This is a genomic window from Thermocrispum sp., from assembly GCF_002919275.1.
In the GTDB taxonomy this organism is placed as follows: Bacteria; Actinomycetota; Actinomycetes; order Mycobacteriales; family Pseudonocardiaceae; genus Thermocrispum; species Thermocrispum agreste.
In genome coordinates this window covers 1-25798 of record NZ_PKFA01000036.1, presented here as the reverse complement: position 1 = coordinate 25798, position 25798 = coordinate 1, and the positions used below count along the sequence as shown (strand labels likewise).

The following is a 25798-nucleotide window of genomic DNA, read 5'->3' as shown; positions in this document are numbered from 1 at the left end:
AACACCCTCCCGCGTTAGCACTCACGAAGGCTGAGTGCTAATCCTCAGTCTGATCGCTTGACACGACAGGGAGGGATGTCAACGATGGCGCTGGTTCTTCGTCGTGGCTCTTCGTGGGACCCGTTCACCGTCCTCGCCCGCCAGTTCGACAGCGAGTTCGACCAGCTGATGCGGCGGGCCTTCGGCACCGACCGGCTGCCGACCACCGGGTTCGTCCCCGCGGTCGACATGCGCCGGGACGGCACTGACGTGGTGGTGACCGCCGAGGTTCCCGGTGCGGACAACCTGGACGTGGAAGTCGTGGAGAACCGGCTGCGGATCAGCGGCAGGCGCGGCGTCGACGAGACCAAGGAGGACGACGGCCTGCTGGTGCGCGAGATCCGCACCGGTGAGTTCCGCCGGGAGTTCGCGCTGCCCAAGCACGTCACCGCCGACGACGTCGAGGCCGAGTACAAGGACGGCCTGCTGACGGTGCGGGTGCGCAACGTGGCCAAGCCGAAGCCGGAACCGCGCAAGATCCCGGTGCGCGGGGTGGCCGAGGCCGAGCAGATCACGTCGGGCGACCAGGCCCAGATCGAGGCCTCGGACTCCGCCGACGAGCCAGAGAGCAAGTAGAGAAGCCGACAGATACCGCGGACGGCCGTCGGGCGACGAGCCCGGCGGCCTTCGTCATGCAGCCGGTGGGCCAGCCGTGGTGGGCTCGGTTGGTGCCGAGGACTGTGTCGTGGGGGTGCGGGCCGAGCCGGATCACTTGTGACTCGTGCCGCAGCGGCTCAGCTGTTGCCGAACACCTCGTCCCACGCCGCGGCCACTTGCCGGGCGCAGTTCTGCGGTGCGACCCCGCCGACGCCGGTGCCCAGGCCGGGCATCGCGATGACGTCGATGGCCTCGGACGCGGGCCTGCCCGCATCCACCTCGCCGTCCCGCCACAACTCGAAGACTGCGCGGGCCGCCAAGTACGGGTGCACCGTGTCGGGCGGGAGCAGCTCGCCCGGCTGACGCATCGTCGGCGAGCTGATCAGCCACGCCGGCAAGGGCTCCCCGGTGGGGACCACGATCGCCTCGCCGACGGGAAGCTCGCCGCCATGCGTGTTCAGGATCGCCTTCCGCACCCGCTCCTCGATGCCGGGGAACGCCCGTGCGTAGACCGCGTCGATGCCACCGCGCATCCAGCCGAACGAATTGGCCGGGCTGACCACCGCCTGCGCCTCGATGTCGAGCACCGAGCCGCGATGAACCTGGACACGGGGCCGGTCGGCGCTCAGCACCGACCGCCACGCCTCGGCCATCGCGTCGTCGATGGCGCACAACACGAGGGCGGGAACCTTGGCTGCCGATCGAGCCTGCCGGCGGCTCGGAGTGGGATGCGAGTCGATGGTCACGAAGCTCCTCACGGACGCCGGTGGGTCACCTTCTAGTCTGGCAAACCCAGGCAGACCGTAGCCAACCCTGTTCACATTGCGCTAACTGGCATTTGAGTGATTTTCCCCGAACGGGACAGCGACCGCGGGCGCGAGGCGGAACACAGTGCGGCCGGTTCGGGCACGGCGCAGTAATCTGCGGGAATGAACCCTACGGCTCCGACGTCACTGGCGCGCATCGCCTACTTCGGACCGCAAGGCACGTTCAGCGAACAGGCTGCGCGGCGGCTGAACGCGACCGCGGAGCTGGTGCCGTACGAGACGATCCGTGCGGCGATGACGGCGGTGCGCAAAGGCGAAGCCGATGCCGCATGCGTCCCGGTGGAGAACTCGGTCGAGGGCCCGGTCTCGGCCACGTTGGACGGCCTGGCCGAGGACGACCCGCTGGTCGCGGTGGCCGAGGCGCTGCTGCCGATCGTGTTCAGCCTGCTCGCCCACCCGGATGCCGATCCGCGCAACTTGCGCACCATCGCCAGCCACCCGCATGCGCTCGCGCAGGTGCAGCGGTGGCTGGAGCAGCACTATCCGGATGCCGAGCACATCGCCGCGTCGTCCACCGCGGCTGCGGCGGTCGGGGTCAGTGAAGGGCAGTACGACGCCGCGATCACCGCGCCGGTCGCTGCCGAGCACTATCCGCTGCGGGTGGTGGCCACCGGTATCGCCGATGTGCCGGAGGCGCGCACCAGGTTCCTGCTGCTGCGCCGACCCGGCGAGCTGCCGGAGCCGACCGGGCACGACCGGACCTCGGTCGTCGCGGTGGCGGAGAACCGCACCGGCGCGCTGTCCGAGCTGCTCACCGAGCTCGCCATTCGCGGGATCAATCTGACCAGGCTGGACGCGCGTCCGATCAGGGGATCGTTCGGCCGGTACCGGTTCTTCTTCGACTTCGAAGGGCACGTGGCCGAGCCGCGGGTCGGGGACGCCCTTGCCGCCTTGCGCAGACGGTGTGACCTGCGGTTCCTCGGTTCTCACCCCCGAGCGGACGGTGGCCGTGGGCAACCCGGTGCCGCGGCGTCGAACGAGGACTTCCGCAACGCCGCCGAATGGGTGGAGTCCGTGCGCCGCGGCGAATCCGCCTGACAACCCCCCACGGTCGGGGACGCAACCTCGTTACCCCCTCACACGTCTGCGGGTGAGGAAAGCCCATCGGCGTCTGCGTGAGGGAGGGACGACATGCTGAGCTGCAAACGGTCGTCAGTGTCAAGGAGCGGTCCGCCCGGCGCCGTCGTCGGCACGATGCTGGTCGCGGCGGTGGTCGCGACCCTCGGCCTGGCCGGCTGTGGTCAGCGGGGAGAGCCGGAGGCCGCCGCGCCGGAGCCGCCGTCGCAGCCGACCACGACCTCCACGGCGCAGGAGGCGAGCACGCCGAAACGGACCGTCCCCGCGCAGACCGCCACGGAAGCGTCCGTCCAGTCGGCCACCCCTGAGAAGCCCGGCATGTGCCGGTCCGGTCAGCTGCGGTTGTCGTTGGGCCGCGGAGACGCGGGCGCGGGCACGCACTGGCGTCCGCTGCGCTTCACGAACAAAAGCGACGAGCCATGCGTGCTGCATGGGTTCCCCGGGGTTTCGTACGTCGCCGGCGACGACGGGCACCAGGTGGGCGCCGCCGCGTACCGTGACGGCGAAAAGGGGCCTGCGGTGACCCTGAAGCCCGGAGAGACCGCGCACGCGCCGGTCGGATTCACCCAGATCCGCAACTTCGACGTGGCGGCCTGCCAGCCGACTCCGGTGCGTGGACTGCGGATCTACCCGCCGCAGGAGACGAAGGCACTGTTCCTGGAAAATCCCGGCACCGGGTGCGCCAACCCGGACCTGGACGGACACCAGCTGAAGGTGCAGACCATCAAGCCGGGTGCCGGAATGTGACCGAAACGCCCAGTCGCTGCTCCGGCGCCGGGTCACAGCACGGCCGCGAGCAACGTCCAGATCAGCACCAGAAGGATCGCGGACACCACCCGCGTCGCGCTTACTGCCCTCCGGTTCGACGCCCGGCCTGCTGTGGCGCGCTCCACGCCGGCCAAGCCGACCTCGGGTGCGGCCACACCCGTGAGCAGGCCCAGGACACCGAGCACTACCAGCAGGCTCAGCGGCATCGTCACGAACGTGTGCACGGCCGCTGTCACAGTGCAGGTCAGCCCCAGCCCGAGTGACAGCAGGCCGAGCCAGTCCTGGTCGTCGGGGCGGAGTTCTGCCGATGCTCCGGGTGTGCCGCACAGTTCGTCGAATCCCGCTGTTCCGCGCCTGTGCATTCCTGAAGGCCCTGGCGAGGGCGAGAAGGATGGGGCGCTACGGGGAAGGCACGGCGAAGGCACAGCCGATGCGCCGCGTTCGGGGTGCCGCGCGGTACCTCGTGGAGCGGGCGGTGGGCGTGATCTTCCGCCCACCCCACACCGAGGCCACAACCGGCCATAACACGCGTTGCGATAATCCGGCGCATGTGGCGGAAAGTGCTCGCCGGTGTGCTGACCGCGCTGGGCGGGTTGTCGATGGCCGTCCTGCTGGTGGCGGTCGAGTCGATCGAGGCACGCGACCCGGACCGGGTCCCGCTCGTCATCGTGTTGGTCGTCCTCGGTTTGGTCCCGGCGGGCATGCTGCTCGCCGGATGGGCGCTGATGCGCCGGGCCAGTCGGCCACCCGAGCCGACCATCGGCTGGATGCCGGCCGGGCAGGCGTGGCTGCCCCAGCACATGTGGCGTGAGCTGCCCGACGTGCTGGCCAGGCCCCGGCGCCACCGACCGCGACCGATGCCCGCCATCGGCGTCCCGCCGGACGAGGGCCTTCGCAAGCTCTGGGCGGTACGGGCCGAGATCGGCTACGACCGCAGGCGTCCGCTGGGGTGGCTGCCCGTCACCGGCTGGCTGGGCATGATGGCCTTGATGCCGCTCGGCGTCTTTCTGGTCGCCGTCACCGTGATCACCGTCGACGACTACCAGCGCGGCAAGGACATCGGGGTCAATCTGCTGCTGGTCGACTGGCTGGCTTGCCTGGTGGTCGCGTCGTGGTTGGCGTTCGTCCGGCCGCTGGTCCGTCACGTCCGGCTGGTGCGCCTGGAGCTCCGGCTCACCGAGGCCATGCGCGGACGGCCCGACGCGGGCGCTCCGCTGCCCGCCGGCCTGGCCGGGCGCGTCACCGACCCGGCCACCGGCATGGAGGGCTACTACCACCCGCAGCTGGGGCAGGTGCGCTCCGCCGCGGGCGTCTGAGCGGTCCGGCCTGGACGGGCGGGTTGTTCGGCATCCGTCCCGGAACGACTGGGTTGCGCCGCATCCGTCCCGGAACGACGCGGTCAGCCCCAGCCGAGCTCGTGCAACCGCTCGTCGTCGATACCGAAGTGGTGGCCGATCTCGTGCACCACGGTGATGAGCACCTCGCGCACCACGTCTTCCTCGGTGTCGCACATGGCCAGGATCGGTTCCCGGTAGATGGAGATCCGGTCCGGCAGCTCACCGCTGTACGACGTGGTGCGCTCGGTGAGCGCCACCCCGTGGTACAGCCCGAGCAGATCGGGTTCCTCCTCGTTGCGCGGCTCGACCAGCACCACCACGTTGTCCATCGCCGCGGCGAACTCCGGCGGGATCTCGTCCAGCGCTTCGGCGACCAGTTCCTCGAACCGCTGGGGAGACATGTCGACGGCCATCGGCGACCTACTCGGGCGGGTCCGGCGGCGGTTCGTCCGACGGCGCCTCGTCGTCGGACGAACCGTCCGGTTCGTCGTTCTGCTCGGGCTCGGTGGCGGGTTCTTCGTCCTTCGGCTCGGTGCTGGACTTCGGGGCCGACGACGGCTTGCTCGCCTTGCTGCCCGGCTTGTCGTCCTGCTTCTTCTTGTCGTCCCCGCCGGCGCGGATGCTGCCCTCCACCGGCGCCAGCCCGGACTTGTCCTTCAGCAGCGCGCCGACCTTGCAGTTGACCAGGTAGGAGCCCGCTTGCCAGCTGGCCTTGCTCCTGGTGTCCCAGGCGACGATGAGCTTGAGCTTCTCCAGGTCCTTGCCGCCGGAGTAGCTGCGCGCCTCCTTGTTGCAGACCTTGTCCAGGTAGGTGTTCTGCTTGGTGGTCGACGGGTAGCTCTTGAACTTGGTGCGCAGGTTGACGATCGAGATCATCTCGTACGAGTGCTTCTGCGCACACGGCACCGGATCGCCGACCGCCCCGTCGACCAGCCCGAGGCACGTTCCGGTCGCCCACACGTTGGACTGGTCCTGCTCGGCCGCGGGACCCACGGTCGGCTGCAGCGAACCGCCGGGTCCGATGCGCCACAGCCCGCAGCGCAGGTCACGGCTGCCCAGCTTCCAGTCCTGCTCGTTCGGGGCCAGCGCGGAGACCTGCAGCTTGCCCTCCGGGTCGAGCTTCTTGCCCAGGTAGCGCTCCGCGCCCTTGGTGCAGCGCTGCTTGGCGATCTTGCGCCAGGTGTCGGTGTCCGGCACCGGGGCACCCGCCGGGTAGTCCGCCGACACGTCCACGATCTGGGTGACTTCGAAGACGTGCGGCTCCTCGCAGTTCACCTGCTTCATGTCCGCGCCGTCGTCGCGCTGCCACATCAGGCAGGTGCCGACCTTGGCGGCGAACACGTAGCGGGTGCCCGCCTGGGCGTCAGGCGACGCGGGCCCGCCACCCAGCGGGTTCGCCGCGATGCTGTTGCCGCTCGCGCTGCCTTCCGGCGGGGCGGCGGTCATGGAGATGAGCAGCGTGACGAGAGCCCCCACCACGGCGCCCACCAGGAACGGGCGGGAGCCTGCCGTGGAGGTGTCGATGCGCAGCCGCTGCAGTAGTCCCGACATCACCGACCATGATGCCTCAATCGGGTGGCCGCTCCCCGGGGTGCCCTCCCGCCGGCCGGGCCGTTGATCAGCTGCGACGCGTTCGGCGCGGCACCCTCCGGTGCCGCTAATGTTTGCTGGCACGAGAAGTCGGCCTGCCGGGACGGCGCCGGCTTCGTCGTCCGCACCTTCGTAGCCGAACTGGAGTCACCGTGATCGCTGTTCCCGCGACGACCGTGTCCACATTGGCGTTGCCCACCGATTTCGGGGCCACCCTGCTGCAAGGCATCGGCGCGATCCTGCTGTACGCGGTGATCGGCGTGCTGTTGATGCTGGTCGGTTTCTACGCCATCGACTTCACCACGCCGGGCAAGCTGTCCCAGCTGGTGCAGGCGGGCAGGCCGAACGCGGTCATCGTGACCGCGGCGGGCATGGTGTCGATGGCGTTGATCGTGGTGGTGGCCATCTCCAACGCCGGATTCGACCTGCTCGCCGGGGTGCTGACCGCGCTGGCGTTCGGCTTCGTCGGCATCGTGGTTCAGGTGCTGGCCGTGCGGCTGCTCGAGTGGGCCGCGCGGATCAACGTCGGCGAGACCATCACCGCGGAGAAGTTCGCGCCTGCGTCGCTCGTGGTGGCCGCGGCGCACGTCGCGCTGGGCATGGTGGTGGCTTTCGCGATCTACTAGGCGCATGGACGTACTCCGCACTCCCGACGAACGGTTCGCCGCGCTGCCCGACTTCGACTACCCGGTCGGTTATGCCGAGGTCGACGGTCTCCGCATGGCCTACGTCGACGCCGGACCGCCGGACGGGGAGCCGGTGGTGTTGCTGCACGGCGAACCGACGTGGTCGTTCCTCTACCGACACGTCATCGCCGAGCTCGTGGGCGCGGGTTTCCGGGCGATCGCCCCCGACCTGATCGGTTTCGGTCGTTCGGACAAGCCGGCCGAGGTCACCGACCACACCTACGCCCGGCACATCGCGTGGACCCGGCAGCTGCTGTTCGGCGTGCTGGACCTGCGCGGCGTGACGTTGGTCGGCCAGGACTGGGGCGGGTTGATCGGCCTGCGGCTGGTGGCGGCCGAGCCGGAGCGGTTCGCGCGGATCGTGGCGGCCAACACCGGGCTGCCCACCGGCGACCACGGCATGCCGGAGGAGTGGTGGGCGTTCAAGAACGCGGTGGCCAAGGCCGAGCGGCTGGACATCGCCCGGTTCGTGCAGTCCGGGTGCCGCACCACGCTGTCCGACGAGGTCCGGGCCGCCTACGACGCGCCGTTCCCCGGCGAGGAGTACAAGGCGGGCCCACGGGCGATGCCCGGGCTGGTGCCCGCGACCCCGGACAACGTGGAATCGGAGCCGAACCGGCAGGCCTGGCAGCGGCTCACCACGTTGGACATCCCCTGGCTGTGCGCGTTCTCCGACAGCGACCCGATCACCGGGCCGATGGGCCCGATCCTGCAGCGGGCCATGCGCGGCGCGGCGGGCCGGGAGCACCCGGTGATCACCGGGGCGGGGCATTTCCTGCAGGAGGACGCCGGTTCCCGGCTCGGGCAGGCCGTGGTCGAGTTCGCCCTGGCGAATCCGCGCAGGTGAGGCGGACTACCCTCAAGTGCTGTGATCGACCCGAAGATCCTGCGTGAAGACCCGGACGTGGTGCGCGCGTCGATGCGCAAGCGCGGGGAGGACCCGAGTGTGGTGGACCGGCTCGTGGAGCTGGACCAGCGCCGCCGCGCCGCCATCGCGCGCGCCGACGCCAAGCGCGCCGAGCAGAAGGCGCTCGGCAAGCAGATCGGCAAGGCGTCCGCGGAGGAGCGCCAGTCCCTGCTGGCCAAGGCCAAGGAGTTGGCCGCGGAGGTGAAGGCGGCCGAGGCCGAGAAGGACGAGGCGGCCGAGGAGTTCACCAAGCTGCACGCGGTGATCCCCAACCTGGTGCATCCGGACGCGCCGTCCGGCGGCGAGCAGGACTACGTGGTGCTCAAGCACGTGGGCACGCCGCGCGAGTTCGACTTCACCCCGCGCGACCACCTGGAGCTGGGTGAACTGCTCGGCGCCATCGACACCGAGCGCGGGGCGAAGACGTCCGGCGCCCGGTTCTACTTCCTGCGCGGCGTCGGCGCGCAGCTGCAGCTCGGCCTGCTCAACATGGCCATCCAGCAGGCGTTGGAGACCGGGTTCGTGCCGATGATCACCCCGGTGCTGGTGCGGCCGGAGATCATGGCGGGCACCGGCTTCCTCGGCGCGCACTCGTCGGAGGTGTACCGGCTGGAGGCCGACGACCTGTACCTGGTGGGCACGTCGGAGGTGTCGCTGGCCGGCTACCACGCCGACGAGATCCTCGACCTGTCCGAGCCGCTGCGCTACGCGGGCTGGTCGTCGTGCTTCCGCCGGGAGGCCGGTTCGTACGGCAAGGACACCCGCGGGATCATCCGGGTGCACCAGTTCGACAAGGTCGAGATGTTCACCTACTGCAAGCCCGAGGAGGCCGAAGCCGAGCACGAGCGGCTGCTGGCGTGGGAAGAGCAGATGCTGGCCAAGATCGAGGTGCCGTACCGGGTGATCGACACCGCGGGCGGTGACCTGGGCGCCTCGGCGGCGCGCAAGTACGACTGCGAGGCGTGGATTCCGACCCAGGGTGCCTACCGGGAGCTGACCTCGACGTCGAACTGCACGACGTACCAGGCGCGCCGGCTGTCCGTGCGGTACCGGGACGAGAACGGCAAGCCCCAGATCGCCGCGACGCTGAACGGCACCCTGGCCACCACCCGCTGGCTGGTGGCGATCCTGGAGAACCACCAGCAGGCCGACGGTTCGGTGGTGGTGCCGAAGGCGCTGCAGCCGTACGTCGGCAAGGAAGTCCTGGAACCGGTCAAGCAGCCGCGCTGACCCCGGGTTCGGTGGCCCGGGCCCCCGTCCGCGGGTCGTCTTGTGCGCTGAACGCCGCCAACAGGCTTCAGCGGGCTTCTCGGCGGACGCTCACACCGATTCCGGCCTGGCCAGCCGCTCCGGGTAGTCGAAGCTCGGCGCCTCGGACACCGGCTCGTCCTCGCGCAGCGGGAGCACCGCGGGCGGGGTCGGCAGCTGGGTGTGCTCGGACGGCTCCACCCCGGCCAGCCGCAGCGCCGCCGCGATGGTGGTCTGGTTCGCGCTCAGCACCGGCAGCCCGAGCTCCTTCTGCAGCGGCTTGATCAAGTCGTAGGTCGTCACGTTGGTGCACGCGATGTACAGCGCGTCGGCGCCCCGGATGTCGATCTGCCGGGCGGCGTCGGCCACCTGCTCGTGGTTCAGCGTCCAGATCCGCTTCCGCAGGCCCATGCTCATGCTGGCGGTCACGTCGATCTCGTGCTCGGCCAGGAAGGAGCGGAGCCGCTGCTCGATCTCCGGCCCGTACGGGGTCAGCAGCGCCACCCGCTGGTAGCCGTGGTGGATGAACTCGCTGACCATGGCGCCGGAGCTGGTGGTCGCCGCCGGTGCGCCGGCCTCGAGCATCGCGTTCACCAGGGCCCGTTCACCGGCAGCGCCCCCGATGAAGCTGGCCATGCTGCACGCGTAGGCGACCACGGCGGGCTCGGGCGGGAGCAGCCGGCGGGTGGCCTCGGCCACCGGTGCCGGGTCGGCCAGCGCCCCGGCCCTGGTCAGGTCGATGTCACCGGGTTGATGCGGCAGGCGGGTCATGTGCAGCGTGACGGAGTCCGGGACCCAGCGCCACAGCTCGCGGTCGAGCCCCAGATCCGCGGGATTGATCACCCCGACGCCGATGTGCGGCTGCATCGCCCCTCCTCCGCATGCTGTCGTGGAACCTGCGGTTCCAGTGAGCCCTCGCCGCCCGGGACGGACAGGAGTCGAATCGAGAATAGGGGCGCGGTTCGTCCGCTTTGAATACCGCGAAGCCACCGTTTACCTGGAGATTCGTGAAGGGAAACATTTAGCTGCGGTCAACGTCGCGGGCGATGTGCTCGGCGATCTCCAGCGACGAGGTGGCCGCCGGGGACGGCGCGTTGAGCACGTGCACTCCGCGCTCGGCCCGGACGATGAGGAAGTCGTCCACCAGCGAGCCGTCCGGGCGCACGGCCTGGGCGCGCACGCCCGCCCCGTGCCGCTGGATGTCCGCCGTGGTCAGCGCGGGAATCATGCGTTGCAGGTCGCGGGCGAACCGGCGCGGCGACAGCGACCGCACCACTTCGGTGACGGCGGTGCGGGGATATCGCCGGGCGAGCCGCCACAGCCCCGAGTAGCCGGCCATCTGCGCAGCGTGCGGCAGAGAGACCTTGCGCCAGCCGTAGCCTTCTCGATGCAGTGCGATCACCGCGTTCGGCCCGGCGTGCACGGACCCGTCCAGCATGCGTGTCAGGTGAACACCGAGGAACGGCAGCGCGGGGTCGGGAACCGGGTAGATCAGGCCACGTACCAGGTGCCGGGCGTGCGGCCGCAGTTCGTAGTACTCGCCGCGGAAGGGCATGATTCGCGCCGGCGGCCGGACGCCGGCCAGGTGCGCGATGCGATCGGCGTGCAAACCGGCGCAGTTGACGATCAGGTCCGCGTAGAGCGTTTCGTCAGGTGTCTCGACCGCGACGCCGCCCGGACGCCTTCGGATGGCCAGGACGGGCGTGGATAGCCGGAGTTCCGCCCCGGCTTCGCTCAGTTCCCGAGCCATCGCCGCGCACACGCCGGGGAAGTCCACGACGGCCGTCGATTCCACGCGCAGCGCTTCCAGGCACGACACATGCGGCTCGTACTCCCGCGCTTCGGCGGCACTGATCAGGCGTGCGGGCACTCCGTTGGCCTTCGCCCGCTCGGCCAGGGCACGCAGGCGCGGCAGCTCTTCGGCAGACGTGGCGACGACGAGCTTCCCGCACACCTTCGCCGCGACGCCGTGTGATCGCGCGTACTCGACGATCGACCGACAGCCGGCCACGGCCATGCGAGCCTTGTACGAGCCAGGCGCGTAGTAGAGCCCGGCATGGGCGACGTTGGAGTTGTGCCCGCTCTGGTGGGCGGCCCAATGGTCTTCCTTTTCGCACACCGTGACGGCCTTGCCGCGGGCTAGCAAGGCGCGCGCCACGGCCAGGCCGACGATGCCGCCCCCGACGACGATGACTTTCTGGACTTCCCGCATGCGCTCCCGTCCGCCCTCGTACCGATGTGTCGTGCGTCGGCCCGCAGGCCCCCCGAGTGTGCACGGCACCGCGGCGCCGCATAAGGTGCCCCCTTGTCGTGCAGTTCGAGGGGAGCCCCATGCGTATTGCCGTCGTCAACAACTTCTACCCGCCACGGGTCGGCGGCAGCGCGCACATGGCCGAGTCGCTTGCCAAGGGCTATGTGGCGCGCGGCCACGAAGTCCTGGTCATCACCGCCTGGTACCCGAACGCGCCCGCCGAGGAGACGGTGGACGGCGTGCGCATCGTGCGTCTGCCCGCTGTGCGGATGCCCAAGACCAAGCTCGCGGTGAACTTCGACATCACGTTCGCCACCCGGCCGTCGCTGCCGAAGCGGCTGCGTGCACTTCTGGGTGAATTCCGGCCGGACGTCATCCACCAGCACGGCCAGTTCTTCGACCTGACCTGGGCCACCGGCATGTGGGCGCGCAAGAACGACGTTCCGGTGCTGCTGTCGGTGCACACCCGCCTGGAGAGCCCGAAGCCGATGTACCAGGCGGTGTTCTCCACGCTGGACAAGCTGATGGTCGCCCCGATCATGCGGCGGTACAAGCCGAAGATGGTGGTGATGGACCGGCTGATGAACAGCTACATCCACACCAAGTACCGGGGCGGTTTCTCCGGCACGGTGGACATCCCGGTCGGGCTGGATCCGGCGTGGGCGCGCAGCGGCAACCCGAACCGGATGCGCGACGAACTGGGCATCGGCGACGCTCCGATGATCCTCTCGCTCGGCCACGTGATCCCGCTGCGGGACCGGATCACGCTGACCGAGGCGATGCCGGCCGTGCTGCGCGAGTTCCCGGACGCCAAGCTGGTTGTGGTCGGCGGCATCTACTACGGCGCGTTCCTCAAGCGCGCCGAGGAGCTGGGCGTGCGGGACGCCATCATCACCACCGGCGCGGCCCCGAAGGCTGACGTGCCCGACTACCTGGCCACCGCGGACGTGGAGTGCCACAGCCTGCAGGGGATCGGCTTCGGCACCGCATGCCTGGAGACGCTGGCGGCGGGCACCCCGCAGATCGCGGCGATCACCGAGGACCACTTCGGCGACATCAAGATCATCGACCGGGAGCACATGCACCTGGTCCCGGTGGGCGACGCCGACGCGGTCGCCGAGCGGCTGATCGAGGTGCTGCGGGACCCCGAGGAGGCACGCCGGATGGCCCGCAACGGCATGGCCATCGTGGACCAGCACTTCTCCATGACCGCGGTGACCGAGAAGTACCTCGCCACGCTGGAGGAACTGGCCGCGCAGTCGCGCGCTGGGCGCTGACGTCGGGCTCTTCGGCGGGCAGCCGGTAGCCGAGTGTTGCTGGGCGGGTGTGCGCCGTGGAGTCGGGTGGTCTGGGGCTCTGGGGTTGTGTTGGCGTGTCAGGTGGTGCCTTGAGGGTGTTGGCTGGTGGGCTGCTGTGGCGAGGTGCCGGTGGTTGCGCAGCTATGAGGCGTGGTGCTGTGCCGGGCGGCTCGGCTGGGTCGGCGGATAGGCGAGCGTCGCGGTTGTGCGCACCGGGGTTGAGTGCCACGTAGTTCCGGAGTGTGCGCCGACGTCGAACACCCGTCCCGGCGTCGGCGGCGGGGTGCCGGGCAAGCTGTGCAAGTCTCCGCAGATTCGCCAGCCATGTACTGGCGCCGCGCCGCGACGCGCCACAGCGAAAGCTGTCCGCCTGCTCCCGCTACCCCGGCCGTCTCGAGGCTGGCGAAGGGGAACGCGCGCCGGAATGTCAGTGGGTCTGCTCGAGCACGGTGGCGACCACCTCGTGCGACGGCAGGATCGACGCCCGCTCGGCGGCCATGTCGATCTTGCCGTCGATCAGTTCCAGGAAGCGCTCCAGCTGTGTGGCCAGCGGCTCGGCGATGGTGATCAGCTGCGGGATCTCGATCACCGTCTGCTGCTTGTAGGCCGGGGCGCCGGTGGTCGGGCCCTCGTGCGAGATGTGCTTGTAGATCGTCACGTCCCGGCGCAGCAGGTCCAGCTCGATCAACCGGTCCAGCTCCGAGATGACCATCGAGCGGACCTTGCGCTGACCCACCCGGGACACCGACACGTTGGCCAGCCCGCGCTCGAACTTCAGCACGGCGTCCACCGTGTCCTCGGCGCCCTCGGTCGACTCCGGATGGAAGTAGCCGGCCACCGCGGTGGTGTGCACCGGGGTGGCGCCGCCGAACATCTGGATCGCCAGGTCCACGTCGTGCACCAGCAGGTCCCAGGCCACACCCGTCTTGATCCGTGGTGCGTACGGGCTGTGCCGCTGGGCGATCACGTGCAACGGTTCGCCGAGCAACGCCTTCGCCGTCATCACCGCCGGGTTGTACCGCTCGAGCAGCCCGCACATCAGCGGCACGCCCTTGCGCTCGGCGGCGGCCAGCACCTCCTTGGTCTGGTCGAGGTCGCCGCACAGTGGCTTCTCCACCAACACCGGCTTGCCGAGCTCGATGATCTCGAGCGCGAGCTTGTGATGGGTTTCGGTGGCCGAGGCGATGATGACCCCGTTCACCCCGGGCAGGCCGGTGATCTCCGGGCTCCAGGTGGCGCCGTGCTGCTCGGCGATCGGCCGGGCGGCTTGTTCGTTCGGCTCCACGATGTGCACCAGGTCGGCCTGCATGCTCTGGCCGATCACCCTGGCATGCAGCCTGCCCATCATCCCGGTGCCGATCAGGGCCAGCTTCTTCGTGCTCATGCGCCGAGAACCTCTCGCACGGTGGTGACGATGGTGGTCAGTTGCTCGTCGGTGAGCGCGGCGTGCACCGGCAGCGACAACACTTGCTCGGCCGCGGCAGCGGCGACCGGGAAGTCCGCCACGTCCACCTGCGGGATCTGCGGGTGCCCGCGGTAGCAGTCGTAGTCGAACACCAGCCTCGGGTAGTAGATGCCGTTGCCGACGCCGCGCTCGGTCAGTGCGGCGGCCAGCTCGTCACGGGACAGCCTGGCCTCCGGCAGCACCTGCACCGTGTACTGGTGCCAGACGTGCTCGCGGCCGGGGAGCACCGCGGGCAGTTTCAGCCCGGGCGTTCCGGCCAGCCCCTCGGTCAGCCGCTGCGCGTTGCGCTGCCGCTTGGCGGTCAGCTCGGGCAGCCGCTCCAGCTGGGGGATGCCGATCGCGGCGTGCACGTCGGTCATCCGGTAGTTGTGACCGGCCATCTCGTACTGGTACCGGGCGCGCATGCCCTGGTTGCGCATCACTCGTAGCCGGTCCGCCAGCTTGTCGTCGTCGGTGGTGACCACACCGCCCTCGGCCGTCGTGACGTTCTTCGTCGCATACAGCGAGAAGCAGCCGATCCCGAACGATCCGGCCGGCTTGCCGTCGAACCTGGCGCCGACCGCCTGGGCGGCGTCCTCGATCACATGCAGTCCGTGTTCGCCGGCGAGCGCGGCGAGCTTGCCCATGTCCGCCGTCTGCCCGTACAGGTGGACCGGCATCAGCACCCTGGTGCGATCGGTGATCGCGCTGGCCACGGCATCCGGGTCGATGGTGTAGTCGTCCGCCTTGATGTCGGCGAACCGCACGGTGGCGCCGGCTTCCAGGATCGCGTTGAGCGTTGCCACGAACGTGAACGGGGTGGTGACGACTTCGTCCCCCGGCCGCAGCCCGAGCGCTTGCACGCTGGCCACCAGCGCGGTGGTCCCGCTGTTCACCGCCACCGCGTGCTTGGTCCCGCTCACCCGAGCGAACAGCTCCTCGAACCGCTTGACCATCGGCCCCTGGGCGATGACCCCGGAGCGCAGCACCTCTGCGACCAGTGGTTCGGCGTCGGCGACGTCGACGACGGTGATCGGGATCATGTCCTGTGCGCTCCCCAACGTGCTTTCTTGCCTGCTTGCCGGTGCCGGTGACCGGGTCCGGTAGGGTTGGCTGCCGCCCGCACCCGCAGGCGGCGCGAGCCTCGGCCAGGCTACCGGGGACGTCAGGGTCGATCCGCACCCGGCCCGCGGCCGCGTGATCCGTACCGGGGCAGCGGCCGGCGGTGGGCGCGGGGCCATGACGGCGCAGACCGAACGGACACGACGTGGCGAACCGGATCCACCCGACGGCGGTCATCGGTGATGGCGTCGAACTGGGCGACAACAACGACATCGGCCCGTACGCGGTGATCGTCGGCCCCACCGTCATCGGCTCGGACAACTGGATCGGGCCGCACTGCGTGATCGGCACCCCGGCCTCCGACCGTGGTGCGCCGCACCCCGCGGCGTGGCACGACGCGCCTGTCGGCGACCCGGAGCAGGACGGTTTCGGCGTGCGGATCGGCGACGGCAACCGCATCCGGGAGTTCTTCAGCGTCCACCAGGGCACCAAGCGGCCCACCACCATCGGCAGCAACGGGTATTTCCTGCGCAGTGCGCATGTTGCGCACGACTGTCGGATCGGCGACGGTGTCACACTGGGATCGAACGTGGTGGTCGGCGGGCACAGTGAGGTGTGGTCGCTGGCCAACCTCGGGCTCGGCGTGGTGGTGCACCAGCACAGCAGGATCGGGCCGGGGGCAATGGTCGGCATGGGGGCGGCTGTCACCCGCGAAGTGCCACCCTTCACCATCAGTAGAGGCGTTCCTGCCCGGGTAACCGGGATGAACGTGGTGGGATTGAGCCGCCGGGGTGTCTCGCCAGAGGCGATCGCGGAGCTCGAGCCTTACGTGATACAGGGTGCCGGTGAGCTGCCCGAGCTGCCGGCGGAACTGGCCAAGTTGCTGACGGAGTGGGCTCGGGAAGGTCACCGTGGAGAACACTGAAGCGGCCGTGCCGGCCGAACGCGCCGCCGACGAGACAGCCGATGCTCTCGGCGCGTCGTCCACGGTGCCGACCAAGTCCCGGCGCGCCCAGATCATCACGCTGCTGCGCTGGCTGGCCGTGGCCGTCGTCATGGGCTTCGCGGTGTACCAGCTGTGGGACAACTGGAGCGAGTTCTGGGACACCCTCGCCGCGATCCCGTGGGAGTCCTCGGTGCTGTCGTTGGCCGCCGTGGTGGCCTCGATGGGCGCCACGGTCTACGGCTGGCAGGTCATCGTCGACGACCTCGGCCCGCCGATCGGTTACCGCACCGGGGCGCAGATCTACCTGGTCGGCCAGCTGGGCAAGTACGTGCCCGGCTCGGTGTGGGCCTATCTGCTGCAGATGGAGCTGGGCAAGCAGGCGGGCCTGGCGCGCGCCAGGGTCTTCGTGGCCACGTTGGTGCACCTCGGGATCATCATGGTGTCCGCGATGTTCTTCGGCCTGATCGCGCTGCCGGAGATCTTCGACACCAGCCCGAACGCCCGCTGGATGCTGCTGGTGCTGCCCATCGGGCTGGTCACGCTGCATCCGAAGGTGCTGACCTGGCTGGTCTCGCTGGCGCTGCGCATCCTGCGCCGTCGGCCGCTGGACCACCAGCTGCGCTGGTCGATGGTCGGCAAGGTGCTGGGCGCCTCCACGGTGGCCAAGATTCTGCACGGCCTGCACCTGTGGTTGCTGGCCAACTCGATCGGCGCCCCCGGCTGGACCGGCCTGCTGCTCTGCATCGGCGCGATGGCGCTGGCCATGACCGCGGGGACGGTGGCGTTCGTCCTGCCCGCCGGGGTGGGGGCCCGTGAAGTGGTCATCGTGGCGTTGCTGGTGGCCTCGGGCATCGACGCCGTGCACGCGGCGGCGTTCGCCGTCGTGTCCAGGGCGATGTTCCTGATGGCCGACGTGATCACCGCGGGGATGGCGATCGTCTTCGCCAAGGCGAAGCTGCGCAACGCGACGGCCGCGTGACGATCACCGCTCGGCGACCGGTGCGATGTCCTGGCCGTGGTCGGTTTCGTGCACCGGAGGCGCGCCGACGATCCGGTAGATGACGGCGTCGGGATTCCGGTAGACCTCGCGGAGGAAGGGCGTCCCGTGCAGGTCGGTCATGCCCGGCTGGCGGCCGAAGTTCGGCAGGAATCCCTTCCGGCCGACGATCACCCAGCGGATGTTGAGCCGCTGCACGGCCGCCCGCACCTGCGGGTCGTGCGGGTATTGGTTGAACCGTTCGGCGAGCAGCTTGGCATCCGACGGCAGCAGCGCGCCGCCGAAGTGGCCGGCCACCGTGCGGACCCCGCTGAGCGCATAGGTCCACACCGTGCCGTCGTAGCGGTCGTTCATCGCCCATTCGCCAGGGGCGGCGAGTTTCCCCAGCTCGAGCATCGCGCGGGCCTCGTGCGGGGTCACCACCTGACCATGACCGATCGCCCTGCCGACCAGGTCGGTGTTCGACCGCACGTAGAAGCCGCCGCTGGCCACGCAGAACGCGACGATGACCGCGACCGCCGTGGCGGCGGCGCGTGCCGACGGGTGCAGGTCGCGCGGATGGAACACGCGCGCGTCGAGCAGCGTGCGCAGCCAGCGTTGCAGCTCCGAGAATCCGTGCGCGGCGAGCACCGTCAGCGGCAGCCCGGCCAGGGCGATCAGCCGCACCGGGTCGTCCCACCACGGCTGGGCCATGGTCACGACGACGTCGTTGTCGACGCTCGCCACCAGAACCCACAGCACGGCCGTGACGACCGCCGTGGCGGCCATCCACCGGAGGCGGCCGAGGCGCCGGTAGGTGACGATACCGACGACCGTGATCACCAGCAGGGCGGCGTGAGTGATGCCGCTGGCCTCCCGGATGCCGAAGAGCTCGCCCACGGCCTGGACGACGGTGCGGTTGGACGGCCACCCGCTGTACGGGTAGGGGCTCGCCGCGCGCCCGATGGCACCCACTACGTGCGGGCCGGCCACGACCAGGGCCGCGGCGCCCGCGAACAGCAGCGCGACGAGTTCTTTGCGCAGCCGCGGCATGTTCCACCGCCAGCGGTAGGCGAGCAGCGGCACCGCGAACAACAAGAACGAGAAGACCGTCGAGCTGTGCACCGACAGAGCGCCGACGGTGCCCAGGACAAGCACGAACCCGGTCTGCACCGACGGCCGGTCCAGGTAGTAGGCCAACAGTGCCGGTAGCAGCGGGAGCAGCGCCATGCCGAGCATGAACGGTAGCAGCGGACCGCCCAGCATCACGTAGAGCACGGTGGCCGGGACGACGGCCAACACTGCGGCCGCGCCCGCGAACACCGCACGGCCGCGGAACTGCCGGATCAGGACGACCAGCGACAGCGACAACAGGCCGGGCGTGACCACGGACACCGCGTTGAGCACGGCCGGGATCGGCGCGCTGGTGATCTGGTAGAGCAGCGAGCCCAGCAGGTGGTAGGCGTTCGGGTAGAACAACCGCTCGGTGTCGCCCCAGCGGTGCACGACGTTCATCCCGTGCAGGCTCCCGTCGCCGGTCTCGGCGATGTAGCGCAGCCCGTTGGCGTGCAGCGGAGTGTCGAACCCTTGCGGGATGACGTGCAGCCCGCCCATGCCCCAGAGCACGGTGAACCCGCCGACGAGCACGCCGAGCAGGAGGAAGACCACGACCCCCTGATGCGCGTGCCGTGTCCACGGGGTCGGCTTGTCGGGTCGTGCCGGCCAGCGGCGGCGAAGCACGACCGCGAGCAGCGCGACCATGGCGCCGAAGAGCGTGACGGTGCCGAGGTGGTACGGCAGGCCGACGATGGCGAACCACGGCCCGGCGATGCCCACGAGTGCGTAGCTGAGCAGGGGCGCACTACCGGCCAGCAACCAGCCGCGCAGTCCTGCGGCGGCCCCGATCAGCAGGCCGGGAATGAACATTGCGACGACGACGGTGAGCAGGATCGCCGCGGTGGACCAGAAATCCAACGGTGTCGGCATGGCGCCTTCTTCGCTCCCCCCAGGATCCGAGCGTCGGCGCCGCCTGCCAGCGCCGATGAAGCGATCACAGTCTGCCGTATGGCGCCTGTCTGGGAATCACCGGCCGCCGGCACTACCGGTTCGGACCTTGAGCGCCGCCCGGCGGTCCGTCATCCTCGACCCCGGGCCAGTGATCGACGTCACAAGGGTCCAGTTGTCCCAACTGGCCGGAGGGAGTGGTGGGTGTGGTCGCGCGAGCCGTTCGGGCAGTTGCCGCCAGCGTGTTCGCCGTGCTGTTCGCGGGGACGGCGGTGCTCGTCGGGGTGGGAGGTGCCGGAGTCGCCTACGCAGCGGGCGCGTACACGGCGCTTGGGGACTCCTACAGTTCCGGAGTCGGCACACGGCAGTACTACCCGGACAGCGGCGACTGCTATCGGTCGCCGAAGGCGTATCCGGTGCTGGTGGCGTCGGCGACCGGCGCGCAGCTGACCTTCGCCTCGTGCTCCGGGGCGAGAGTGGCCGACGTGCGCAGCAAGCAGCTGGGCAGCCTGAACGCGTCGACGTCGATGGTGACGGTGCAGGTCGGCGGTAACGACGCGGGATTCGCCAACGTGATCACGTCATGTGCGCGGCCGTGGCCGTGGACGTGCTGGGGTGACATCGACGAAGCGAATCGCATCATCCGTGACGTTCTGCCGGGGCGGCTGGATGCCCTGTACACCGACATCCGGAATCGGGCGCCGAATGCCAAGGTGGTCGTGGTCGGGTATCCGCGGCTGTTCAACGGCAAGGAATGCAATGCGCTGGCCAGGATCAGCCCGGAGGAACAGCAGCGGCTGAACCAGACCGCCGATCTGCTGGCGAGCACGATCAGTGCCAGGGCGAGCGCGCACGGGTTCACCTTCGTGGACGTGCGCAGTGCGTGGGTCGGGCACGCGGTGTGCGACAGAGTGGAGTGGGTGAACGGCCTGTCCAACCCGATCATGGAGTCCTACCACCCCAACGTGGCCGGACACCGTGATGGCTACGCGCCTGCCGTCCGGGCGCGGTTCTCGCTGGTGTCTGCCGCGGCGTAGCCGGGCCGGGGTCGGAGGTGACGGGGCCGACCGGGTGGTGCCGGTCGCGAAACCCGGCGCGACAACCTACGGTCCCGTAACCTTCGGTCATGGCAGAACTCCTCTACCCGCCGGTGGTCATGGCCGCCAAGGCGGCGTTCCGCGTCCTGGGGCTGCGGTTCGACATCACGGGCACCGAGCTCATCCCGGCCGCCGGGGGTGCGGTGATCGCCTGCACGCACGTCAGCTACCTGGACTTCATCTTCTGCGGCCTGGGTGCGCAGCCCGCCAAGCGGCTGGTGCGGTTCATGGCCAAGCGAGAGGTGTTCGACCACCCGATCTCCGGCCGGCTGATGCGCGGCATGAAGCACATCTCCGTCGACCGGTCGGCGGGTGCGGCCTCGTACCGGGAGGCCTTGCGGGCGTTGCGCAGCGGCGAGCTCGTCGGCGTGTTCCCCGAGGCGACCATCAGCCGCTCGTTCACCGTCAAGGAGTTGAAGTCCGGCGCGGTGCGGATGGCCGCGGAAGCGGACGTGCCGGTCGTGCCGATGGCGGTGTGGGGTTCGCAGCGGCTGTGGACCAAGGGCAGGCCGAAGAACCTCGTGCAGCGGCGGGTGCCGATCACGATCCGATGCGGCGAACCGCTCCGGCCGCGGCGCGGCGACGACTACCAGCAGCGCACGGCGGAGCTGCGGACCCGGCTGCAACGGCTGCTCGACGAGGCGCAAGCCGCCTATCCGGACCGCCCGAAGCCGGGGGAGGATCCGTGGTGGCTGCCCGCGCACCTGGGCGGTTCGGCGCCGACGCCGGAGGAAGCGGCCCAGCTGGACACCAAGCGGCCGGAGTAGCGGGCGTCGGCCACGCCATCTTCGGGCCGCGGGTTGCGTGTGCCGTCACCCGGATGCACCGGTTCGAGGCGGGCAGAGCCCGGGCTGGAGGCGTGCCGGATCGCGGGTGCATGCGGCGGGTGTGCCGGGTCACGAGCGCATGCGACCGGGGGTGGGTCGCAGGGCGGACACACGCCACCGGGCGCGCCAGATCGCGGTCGGCTGCCGGGTGTGGCGGGTTTGGGCAGATGGCACTCCGATGGAGGTGCGGAGCGCGGCTTGGGCCGCGGGTGTGCCGGAACCTGGTTTGGCCATGCGTCACCGGGAACACCGGAGCGTGGACTTGCTGCTCGCACTTGGCCGTGCCGGAATCCGGGGTTCCACGCCGCCGTTGGACGCCCTGGAGCGTGGGCCGCAAGCGCGTGGCAGGTCATGACCCGGCTACGCGGGGCGCTCGCCGCTGCTTTCCGGGCCGCCCGTCCGTGGCAGGTCATGACTGGTAGGCCAGACCACGATGGCGTCGGCTTGTCTGCCTGAAACCACCCGCGCGGCCCGAGCCGCAGCTCCGGGACATCAAGCGCGCACGGTCGGCCCGCACGCGTCGATCCGCGCCGTCCGCTGCCGGAGCCGCTGCCGGAGCCTTGGCCAGTCCGGCATCAGAACCAGCGCTCGAGCACCTGCGCCACGCCGTCTTCGGCGTTGCTGGCTGTCACCTCGTCCGCCACTTCCAGCACCGCCGGGTGTGCGTTCGCCATCGCCACCCCGGTGCCCGCCCAGGCCAACATCTCCACGTCGTTCGGCATGTCCCCGAACGCGATCACCTTGTCCTGGGACACGTCCAGCCGCTCGGCCACCTCGGCCAGCCCGGTCGCCTTGGTGACGTCTTTCGCCGCGATCTCGATCAATCCGGAATTGCTCGAGTAGGTCACCGCGAACTGTTCGCCGATCAATTCCTTGGCCGCTTCGGCCATCTCCCCGGACGTCATGCGCGGGTCGCTGACCAACAACTTGATCGCGGGCCTGCCGAGCACTTCGGCCCGGCTGACGAACATCGCGTCCCCGTCCCCCCACGGATTGCGGAATTCCGATTCGCAGACATACGCCGGCGGACCGTCCTCCTGGCCGCCGGCGAGCACGCGCTCGGTGGCCAATCGCGCGCCCGGCAGCGCTTGGTCCATGGCATCCGCCAGGTCGTGCAGCTGCACCGGCTCCAGCCCGTGCACCGACACCACCTTGCCACGGCCCACGTCGTAGATCACCGCGCCGTTGGCGCACACCGCGTACCCGGTGAGCTCGGCCATCCTGGCCACCGGCGGGATCCAGCGCGGCGGTCGTCCGCTGACCAGAACGAACGGCACGTCGGCCGCGACCGCGCGCCGGATCACCGAAGAGGTACGCGGGGATATCCGTTCCAGCGGGGTGAGCAGCGTGCCGTCCACGTCGGAGGCGATCAAGTGCGGTTTGTCCACGCCCCCAGTGTGCTATGCCGTCTCGGGCAGCGTTCGTGTCGGCCAAGTGCACTAAATCGTTACCAATCAGTAGGGGGACTATCACCCTGCGGGGTTAAGACGATACGGTGCATCGCGTGCGCGTCGGCATTGTGATCTTGACAGAGGACAGGTGGTGGTCGGGCGAGCCCAAATGGCGGCAGGCGGAAGAACTCGGATTCGATCACGCCTGGACCTACGACCACCTCGCCTGGCGCAATCTTGCCGACGGTCCGTGGTTATCGGCCATCCCGACGCTCACCGCCGCGGCCACGGTGACCAGCAGGATCGCTCTCGGCACGCTGGTCACCGCGCCGAGTTACCGGCACCCGGTGCCGTTCATGCGCGATCTGATCACCCTGGACGACATTTCCGACGGCAGGCTGATCGCCGGGCTCGGATCCGGGATGGCCAGTGGGGGATTGCGGGACCGCGCCACCATCGGCGAGCCGGAACGCGGCAAAGCCGAGCTGGCCGCGCAGTTCGAGGAGTTCGTCGAGGTGCTCGACGGGCTGCTCACCACGGACAAGTTCGATCACCGCGGACGCTTCTACACCGTCAACGGTGCCCGGAACCTGCCGGGCAGCGTGCAGCGGCCGCGGGTGCCGTTCGCGATCGCGGCCAACGGGCCGAGGTCGCAGGCCGTGGCCGCCCGGTTCGGTCAGGGCTGGATCACCACGGGCAAGGGGGGAGATGACCAAGAGTCGTGGTGGCGCGGTGTCGCGCAGCTGTCCGAGCAGTTCACCTGGGCGCTCGACGCGCATGACCGTGACCCGGGATCGGTCGCGCGCTACCTGATGCTCGACAGCGGCCCGACCTACGCGCTGTCTTCGGTCGAGACGTTCACCGAGGCTGCGAACCGCGCACGCAAGCTGGGGTTCACCGACGTCATCGTGCACTGGCCGCGCGCCAACGAGCCGTACGCCGGTTCGGAGGCCGTGCTGGAGCGCGTAGCAGATGAGGCATTGGCGGAGGTCAAGCGGCTGTGAACAACATGAGCATGGCGCGGGAGAGCAGGATGAACGACTACCGGCTGCGGGCCCAGGTCTCCGGCACGCTGGAACGTTCCGACGGCGCCGTGCTGCGCTGGTGGCGCAGCGGTCGCGGGGAGCCCCTGGTGCTCGTGCACGGGTCGTTCGACGACCACAACGTGTGGACCCCCGTCCTGCCCATGCTCACCCGGCATGCCGACGTCATCACCTACGACCGCCGCGGCCACAGCCTCAGCTCGTGCCCGCGCGGCCGGGTCGGCGTGCGGCTGGACGCCGAGGACCTGCTGGCGCTGATCGACACGGTGACCGCCGGGCCGGTGCACCTGGTCGGGCACGGCTACGGCGCGTCGGTCGCCATGCTGGCCGCCACGATGCGCCGGGAGTCGGTGCGCAGCCTGGTGGTGTTCGAGCCGCCGCTGTTCGAACTGCTGCAGGACGACCCGATCGCCAAGGTGCTGTTCGCCGAGTACTCGGTCTGGCTCGGTCATGCCGCCGGGTTGATCCGCAGCGGGGACTTCGCCAGCGGCGCCCGGGTGTACGCGGAGAAGATCGGCTACGGCAAGGGGTCCTGGCACAACCTGTTCGACCGGGAACGCCGCGCCACGATGATCTCCAACGCCGCCGTGTGGCTGGACCAGCACGGCGACCCGACCGCCTACGGGGTGGACGTCGCCACGTTGTCCTGGGCGCGTTTCCCGGTGACCCAGCTGGTGGGGGAGCACAGCCAGCAGCTGCACCAGATGGTCGCCGAGGAGCTGGAGAAGCGCTTGCCGTTCCTGCGGACCGTCCGGCTGGCCGGTGCGGGCCACGCCGCCCACCTGACCCACCCGAACGACTACGCCGGCGCCATCGTCGGCCACCTGCGCGTCTGAGCGACCCGGCCGGTTCCCCACCAGCACGTCACGGGACGAGCTCGTAGACTCGGGCGTCCTCGTTGCGGTAGATCAGGCGGACGAAGTCCGCGTTCTCCAGGCCCTGCACCCCTGGGTCGGGGAGCACGCGCGGGAAGCGTGAGCCGTCGCCGACGAACACGTGCTTGATGTTCAGCCGCCGGACGGCTGCCCGTACCTCCGGATCGGTGCGGTACTCGCGGAAGTGTTGTTCTAGGTAGGCGGCGTCCTTCGGGGGGACGTTCTCGTCGTAGTGCGCCGCGACCGTCTTCACCCCGGTGAGTGCGTACATCCACACCGAGCCGTCGTTGCGGTCGTTCATCACCCGCTCGTCCGGCTCGGCCAGCGCGGCCAGCACCCGCATCGCCTTGATCTCCCCCTCGCTGACCGGCAACGTCTCGCGGGTGTCGTCCGGTCCGTTGTGATACAGCCGCGCGGTGGTGTCGACGTTGCCGGGCACACCGAACGCGAGGGTGCCGGCGCCGAACAGGACGGCCACCGCGGCGGCCGCCATCGGTGCGGGCCGCGGACGCAGTCGCCGGCGAACCCGGTCGTAGACCAGCGCAAGCCCGTGCCCGGCGATGATGCACAGCGGGAGGACGGCCAGCGCGATGATCCTGGGCCGGTCGTTCCACCACGGCCGGGATATCGCCGCGACCCAGTCCACGCCGCCGAAGCTGGCCACCAGCAGCCACAGCACCCCGAACAGCACCGCGGCGCCGCCGATCCACCGCAGCTCGCCGAGCCGCCGGTACCCGATCAGCCCGATCACCACCAGCGCGGTGAGTGCCAGCTGCGGCTCCGGCCGAGCGTGCTGGAAAGCCACCAAGTTGAACAGCGCGCCCCAGATCGGCTGATCGGAGGCCCACGGCCGGTAGCCGTAGGCGCCGGAGGCCTGGTCGAGCGCGCCGAGCAGGTGTGGCGCGGTGAGCGCCATCGTCGGCGCCGCCACCAGCAGCAGCCGCTTGACGTCCCGCCACACCCGGTCGCGGTGCCGCCACCAGCGATGCAGCAGCAGCGGCAGCGACAGCAACACGATGGCGAACAGTGCGCTGGAATGCACCGCGAGCATGCCCGCACACACCAGGCTCAGCACGACCGCGGTGTCCGCGCCCGGGCGCCGCACGAACCGCAGGACGGCGAGCGGCCCCAGCGGGGTCATGGCGATCGACAACGCGAACGGCAGCAGTCCGTTGGAGATCGACTCGTACACCCCGCTGGCCGCCACGGCCGACACCACGGCGGTGGCGCCCGCGAAAGCCGCCCGGCCCCCGCATTCGCGCACCAGCGCGGCCATGCTCAGCGCGTAGATCCCGCCCAGCGGCATGATCATCGCGGTCATCACCAGCGGAACGGAGCCACCGGTGATCAGGTAGACCAGCGAGCCTGCCAGGTGGTAGGCGTTGGGGTAGAACTGAGAGCCTTCCGGTCCGTAGCGGTTGACGCTGCTGACGCCGTAGAGGCCGCCGTCGCCGGTTTCGGCGATGTAGCGGATGCCGTTGGCGTGGAACACCGGGTCCCACCGCTGC

The 25798-nt window shown here is 70.0% G+C and carries 25 protein-coding genes; 14 read left to right on the top strand and 11 right to left on the bottom strand.

The genetic code is table 11. The annotated features are described in order from the left end of the window. Positions 1-84: 84 nt before the first annotated feature. Positions 85-615: an Hsp20/alpha crystallin family protein gene (locus tag CXP56_RS07770; RefSeq protein ID WP_051310315.1), complete on the top strand. Its 531-nt coding sequence runs from the start codon at positions 85-87 to the stop codon at positions 613-615. Between the two features lie 158 nt (positions 616-773). On the opposite strand, the gene CXP56_RS07765 is transcribed toward CXP56_RS07770, so the two are convergent. Then, positions 774-1382 (bottom strand): macro domain-containing protein, encoded by a 609-nt coding sequence (locus tag CXP56_RS07765; RefSeq protein WP_502694568.1) that lies wholly within the window; start codon positions 1380-1382, stop codon positions 774-776. Between the two features lie 207 nt (positions 1383-1589). Between CXP56_RS07765 and pheA the strand changes: the two genes are divergently transcribed. Beyond that, complete coding sequence (gene pheA, locus CXP56_RS07760; protein ID WP_028848310.1) at positions 1590-2501, top strand: prephenate dehydratase; 912 nt, start codon at positions 1590-1592, stop codon at positions 2499-2501. 117 nt (positions 2502-2618) lie between these two features. Then, positions 2619-3287 (top strand): DUF4232 domain-containing protein, encoded by a 669-nt coding sequence (locus CXP56_RS07755; RefSeq protein WP_286900594.1) that lies wholly within the window; start codon positions 2619-2621, stop codon positions 3285-3287. A 32-nt stretch (positions 3288-3319) separates the two neighbouring features. On the opposite strand, the gene CXP56_RS07750 is transcribed toward CXP56_RS07755, so the two are convergent. Next, on the bottom strand, positions 3320-3514 hold the full coding sequence (locus CXP56_RS07750; RefSeq protein ID WP_286900593.1) for a hypothetical protein: 195 nt from the start codon (positions 3512-3514) through the stop codon (positions 3320-3322). A gap of 342 nt (positions 3515-3856) precedes the next feature. On the opposite strand from CXP56_RS07750, the gene CXP56_RS07745 reads away from it, so the two are divergent. After that, complete coding sequence (locus CXP56_RS07745) at positions 3857-4624, top strand: hypothetical protein (protein WP_028848313.1); 768 nt, start codon at positions 3857-3859, stop codon at positions 4622-4624. Between the two features lie 83 nt (positions 4625-4707). Here the strand turns inward: CXP56_RS07745 and CXP56_RS07740 are convergent, their stop codons facing one another. Beyond that, positions 4708-5058, bottom strand: a complete 351-nt coding sequence (locus CXP56_RS07740; protein WP_028848314.1) for a metallopeptidase family protein — start codon at positions 5056-5058, stop codon at positions 4708-4710. Positions 5059-5065: 7 nt separating this feature from the next. Next, positions 5066-6196 carry a septum formation family protein gene (locus CXP56_RS07735; RefSeq protein ID WP_286900591.1) on the bottom strand — a complete coding sequence of 377 codons (1131 nt, stop codon included), beginning with the start codon at positions 6194-6196 and terminating at the stop codon, positions 5066-5068. Between the two features lie 191 nt (positions 6197-6387). Between CXP56_RS07735 and CXP56_RS07730 the strand changes: the two genes are divergently transcribed. The 3 genes from CXP56_RS07730 to serS are packed head-to-tail and all read left to right on the top strand — an operon-like array spanning position 6388 to position 9058. Further along, positions 6388-6861, top strand: coding sequence for a DUF350 domain-containing protein (locus CXP56_RS07730; RefSeq protein WP_028848315.1), 474 nt, complete (start codon positions 6388-6390; stop codon positions 6859-6861). Positions 6862-6865: 4 nt separating this feature from the next. After that, positions 6866-7768, top strand: a complete 903-nt coding sequence (locus CXP56_RS07725; RefSeq protein WP_286900589.1) for a haloalkane dehalogenase — start codon at positions 6866-6868, stop codon at positions 7766-7768. A 21-nt stretch (positions 7769-7789) separates the two neighbouring features. Further along, the gene (gene serS / locus CXP56_RS07720) at positions 7790-9058 is read left to right on the top strand and encodes a serine--tRNA ligase (protein ID WP_028848317.1); all 1269 of its coding nucleotides are present in this window, start codon (positions 7790-7792) and stop codon (positions 9056-9058) included. A gap of 90 nt (positions 9059-9148) precedes the next feature. Here the strand turns inward: serS and CXP56_RS07715 are convergent, their stop codons facing one another. Then, positions 9149-9943 (bottom strand): maleate cis-trans isomerase family protein, encoded by a 795-nt coding sequence (locus CXP56_RS07715; protein ID WP_286900588.1) that lies wholly within the window; start codon positions 9941-9943, stop codon positions 9149-9151. 154 nt (positions 9944-10097) lie between these two features. Continuing rightward, positions 10098-11288 carry an L-2-hydroxyglutarate dehydrogenase gene (gene lhgD / locus CXP56_RS07710; protein WP_028848318.1) on the bottom strand — a complete coding sequence of 397 codons (1191 nt, stop codon included), beginning with the start codon at positions 11286-11288 and terminating at the stop codon, positions 10098-10100. Between the two features lie 119 nt (positions 11289-11407). On the opposite strand from lhgD, the gene CXP56_RS07705 reads away from it, so the two are divergent. Continuing rightward, on the top strand, positions 11408-12604 hold the full coding sequence (locus tag CXP56_RS07705; RefSeq protein ID WP_028848319.1) for a glycosyltransferase family 4 protein: 1197 nt from the start codon (positions 11408-11410) through the stop codon (positions 12602-12604). Between the two features lie 448 nt (positions 12605-13052). On the opposite strand, the gene CXP56_RS07700 is transcribed toward CXP56_RS07705, so the two are convergent. Both CXP56_RS07700 and CXP56_RS07695 read right to left on the bottom strand, forming a co-directional pair. Beyond that, complete coding sequence (locus tag CXP56_RS07700) at positions 13053-14009, bottom strand: Gfo/Idh/MocA family protein (RefSeq protein ID WP_028848320.1); 957 nt, start codon at positions 14007-14009, stop codon at positions 13053-13055. Then, positions 14006-15112, bottom strand: coding sequence for a DegT/DnrJ/EryC1/StrS family aminotransferase (locus tag CXP56_RS07695; RefSeq protein WP_028848321.1), 1107 nt, complete (start codon positions 15110-15112; stop codon positions 14006-14008). Before CXP56_RS07695 ends, CXP56_RS07700 begins: the two co-directional genes overlap by 4 nt. A gap of 224 nt (positions 15113-15336) precedes the next feature. On the opposite strand from CXP56_RS07695, the gene CXP56_RS07690 reads away from it, so the two are divergent. After that, on the top strand, positions 15337-16056 hold the full coding sequence (locus CXP56_RS07690; protein ID WP_286900586.1) for an acyl-ACP--UDP-N-acetylglucosamine O-acyltransferase family protein: 720 nt from the start codon (positions 15337-15339) through the stop codon (positions 16054-16056). Then, positions 16043-17056: a lysylphosphatidylglycerol synthase domain-containing protein gene (locus CXP56_RS07685; protein WP_342665122.1), complete on the top strand. Its 1014-nt coding sequence runs from the start codon at positions 16043-16045 to the stop codon at positions 17054-17056. Before CXP56_RS07690 ends, CXP56_RS07685 begins: the two co-directional genes overlap by 14 nt. 3 nt (positions 17057-17059) lie before the next feature. Here the strand turns inward: CXP56_RS07685 and CXP56_RS07680 are convergent, their stop codons facing one another. Further along, the gene (locus CXP56_RS07680) at positions 17060-19039 is read right to left on the bottom strand and encodes a DUF6541 family protein (protein ID WP_286900585.1); all 1980 of its coding nucleotides are present in this window, start codon (positions 19037-19039) and stop codon (positions 17060-17062) included. 224 nt (positions 19040-19263) lie between these two features. Here CXP56_RS07680 and CXP56_RS07675 point away from each other — a divergent pair, with 224 nt between their 5' ends. Both CXP56_RS07675 and CXP56_RS07670 read left to right on the top strand, forming a co-directional pair. Further along, on the top strand, positions 19264-20094 hold the full coding sequence (locus tag CXP56_RS07675; protein WP_211227607.1) for an SGNH/GDSL hydrolase family protein: 831 nt from the start codon (positions 19264-19266) through the stop codon (positions 20092-20094). 89 nt (positions 20095-20183) lie between these two features. After that, complete coding sequence (locus CXP56_RS07670; RefSeq protein WP_028848325.1) at positions 20184-20921, top strand: lysophospholipid acyltransferase family protein; 738 nt, start codon at positions 20184-20186, stop codon at positions 20919-20921. Positions 20922-21556: 635 nt separating this feature from the next. Here the strand turns inward: CXP56_RS07670 and CXP56_RS07665 are convergent. After that, positions 21557-22369: an HAD family hydrolase gene (locus tag CXP56_RS07665; RefSeq protein WP_286900584.1), complete on the bottom strand. Its 813-nt coding sequence runs from the start codon at positions 22367-22369 to the stop codon at positions 21557-21559. A 116-nt stretch (positions 22370-22485) separates the two neighbouring features. Here CXP56_RS07665 and CXP56_RS07660 point away from each other — a divergent pair, with 116 nt between their 5' ends. Then, positions 22486-23376 (top strand): LLM class flavin-dependent oxidoreductase, encoded by an 891-nt coding sequence (locus CXP56_RS07660; protein WP_286900583.1) that lies wholly within the window; start codon positions 22486-22488, stop codon positions 23374-23376. 5 nt (positions 23377-23381) lie between these two features. Further along, entirely contained in the window at positions 23382-24251 is an 870-nt protein-coding gene (locus tag CXP56_RS07655; RefSeq protein ID WP_245566741.1) for an alpha/beta fold hydrolase, read from the top strand. A gap of 28 nt (positions 24252-24279) precedes the next feature. Here CXP56_RS07655 and CXP56_RS07650 read toward each other — a convergent pair. Then, the coding region (locus CXP56_RS07650) for a DUF6541 family protein (RefSeq protein ID WP_286900582.1) at positions 24280-25798 on the bottom strand (1519 nt) is incomplete at its 5' end.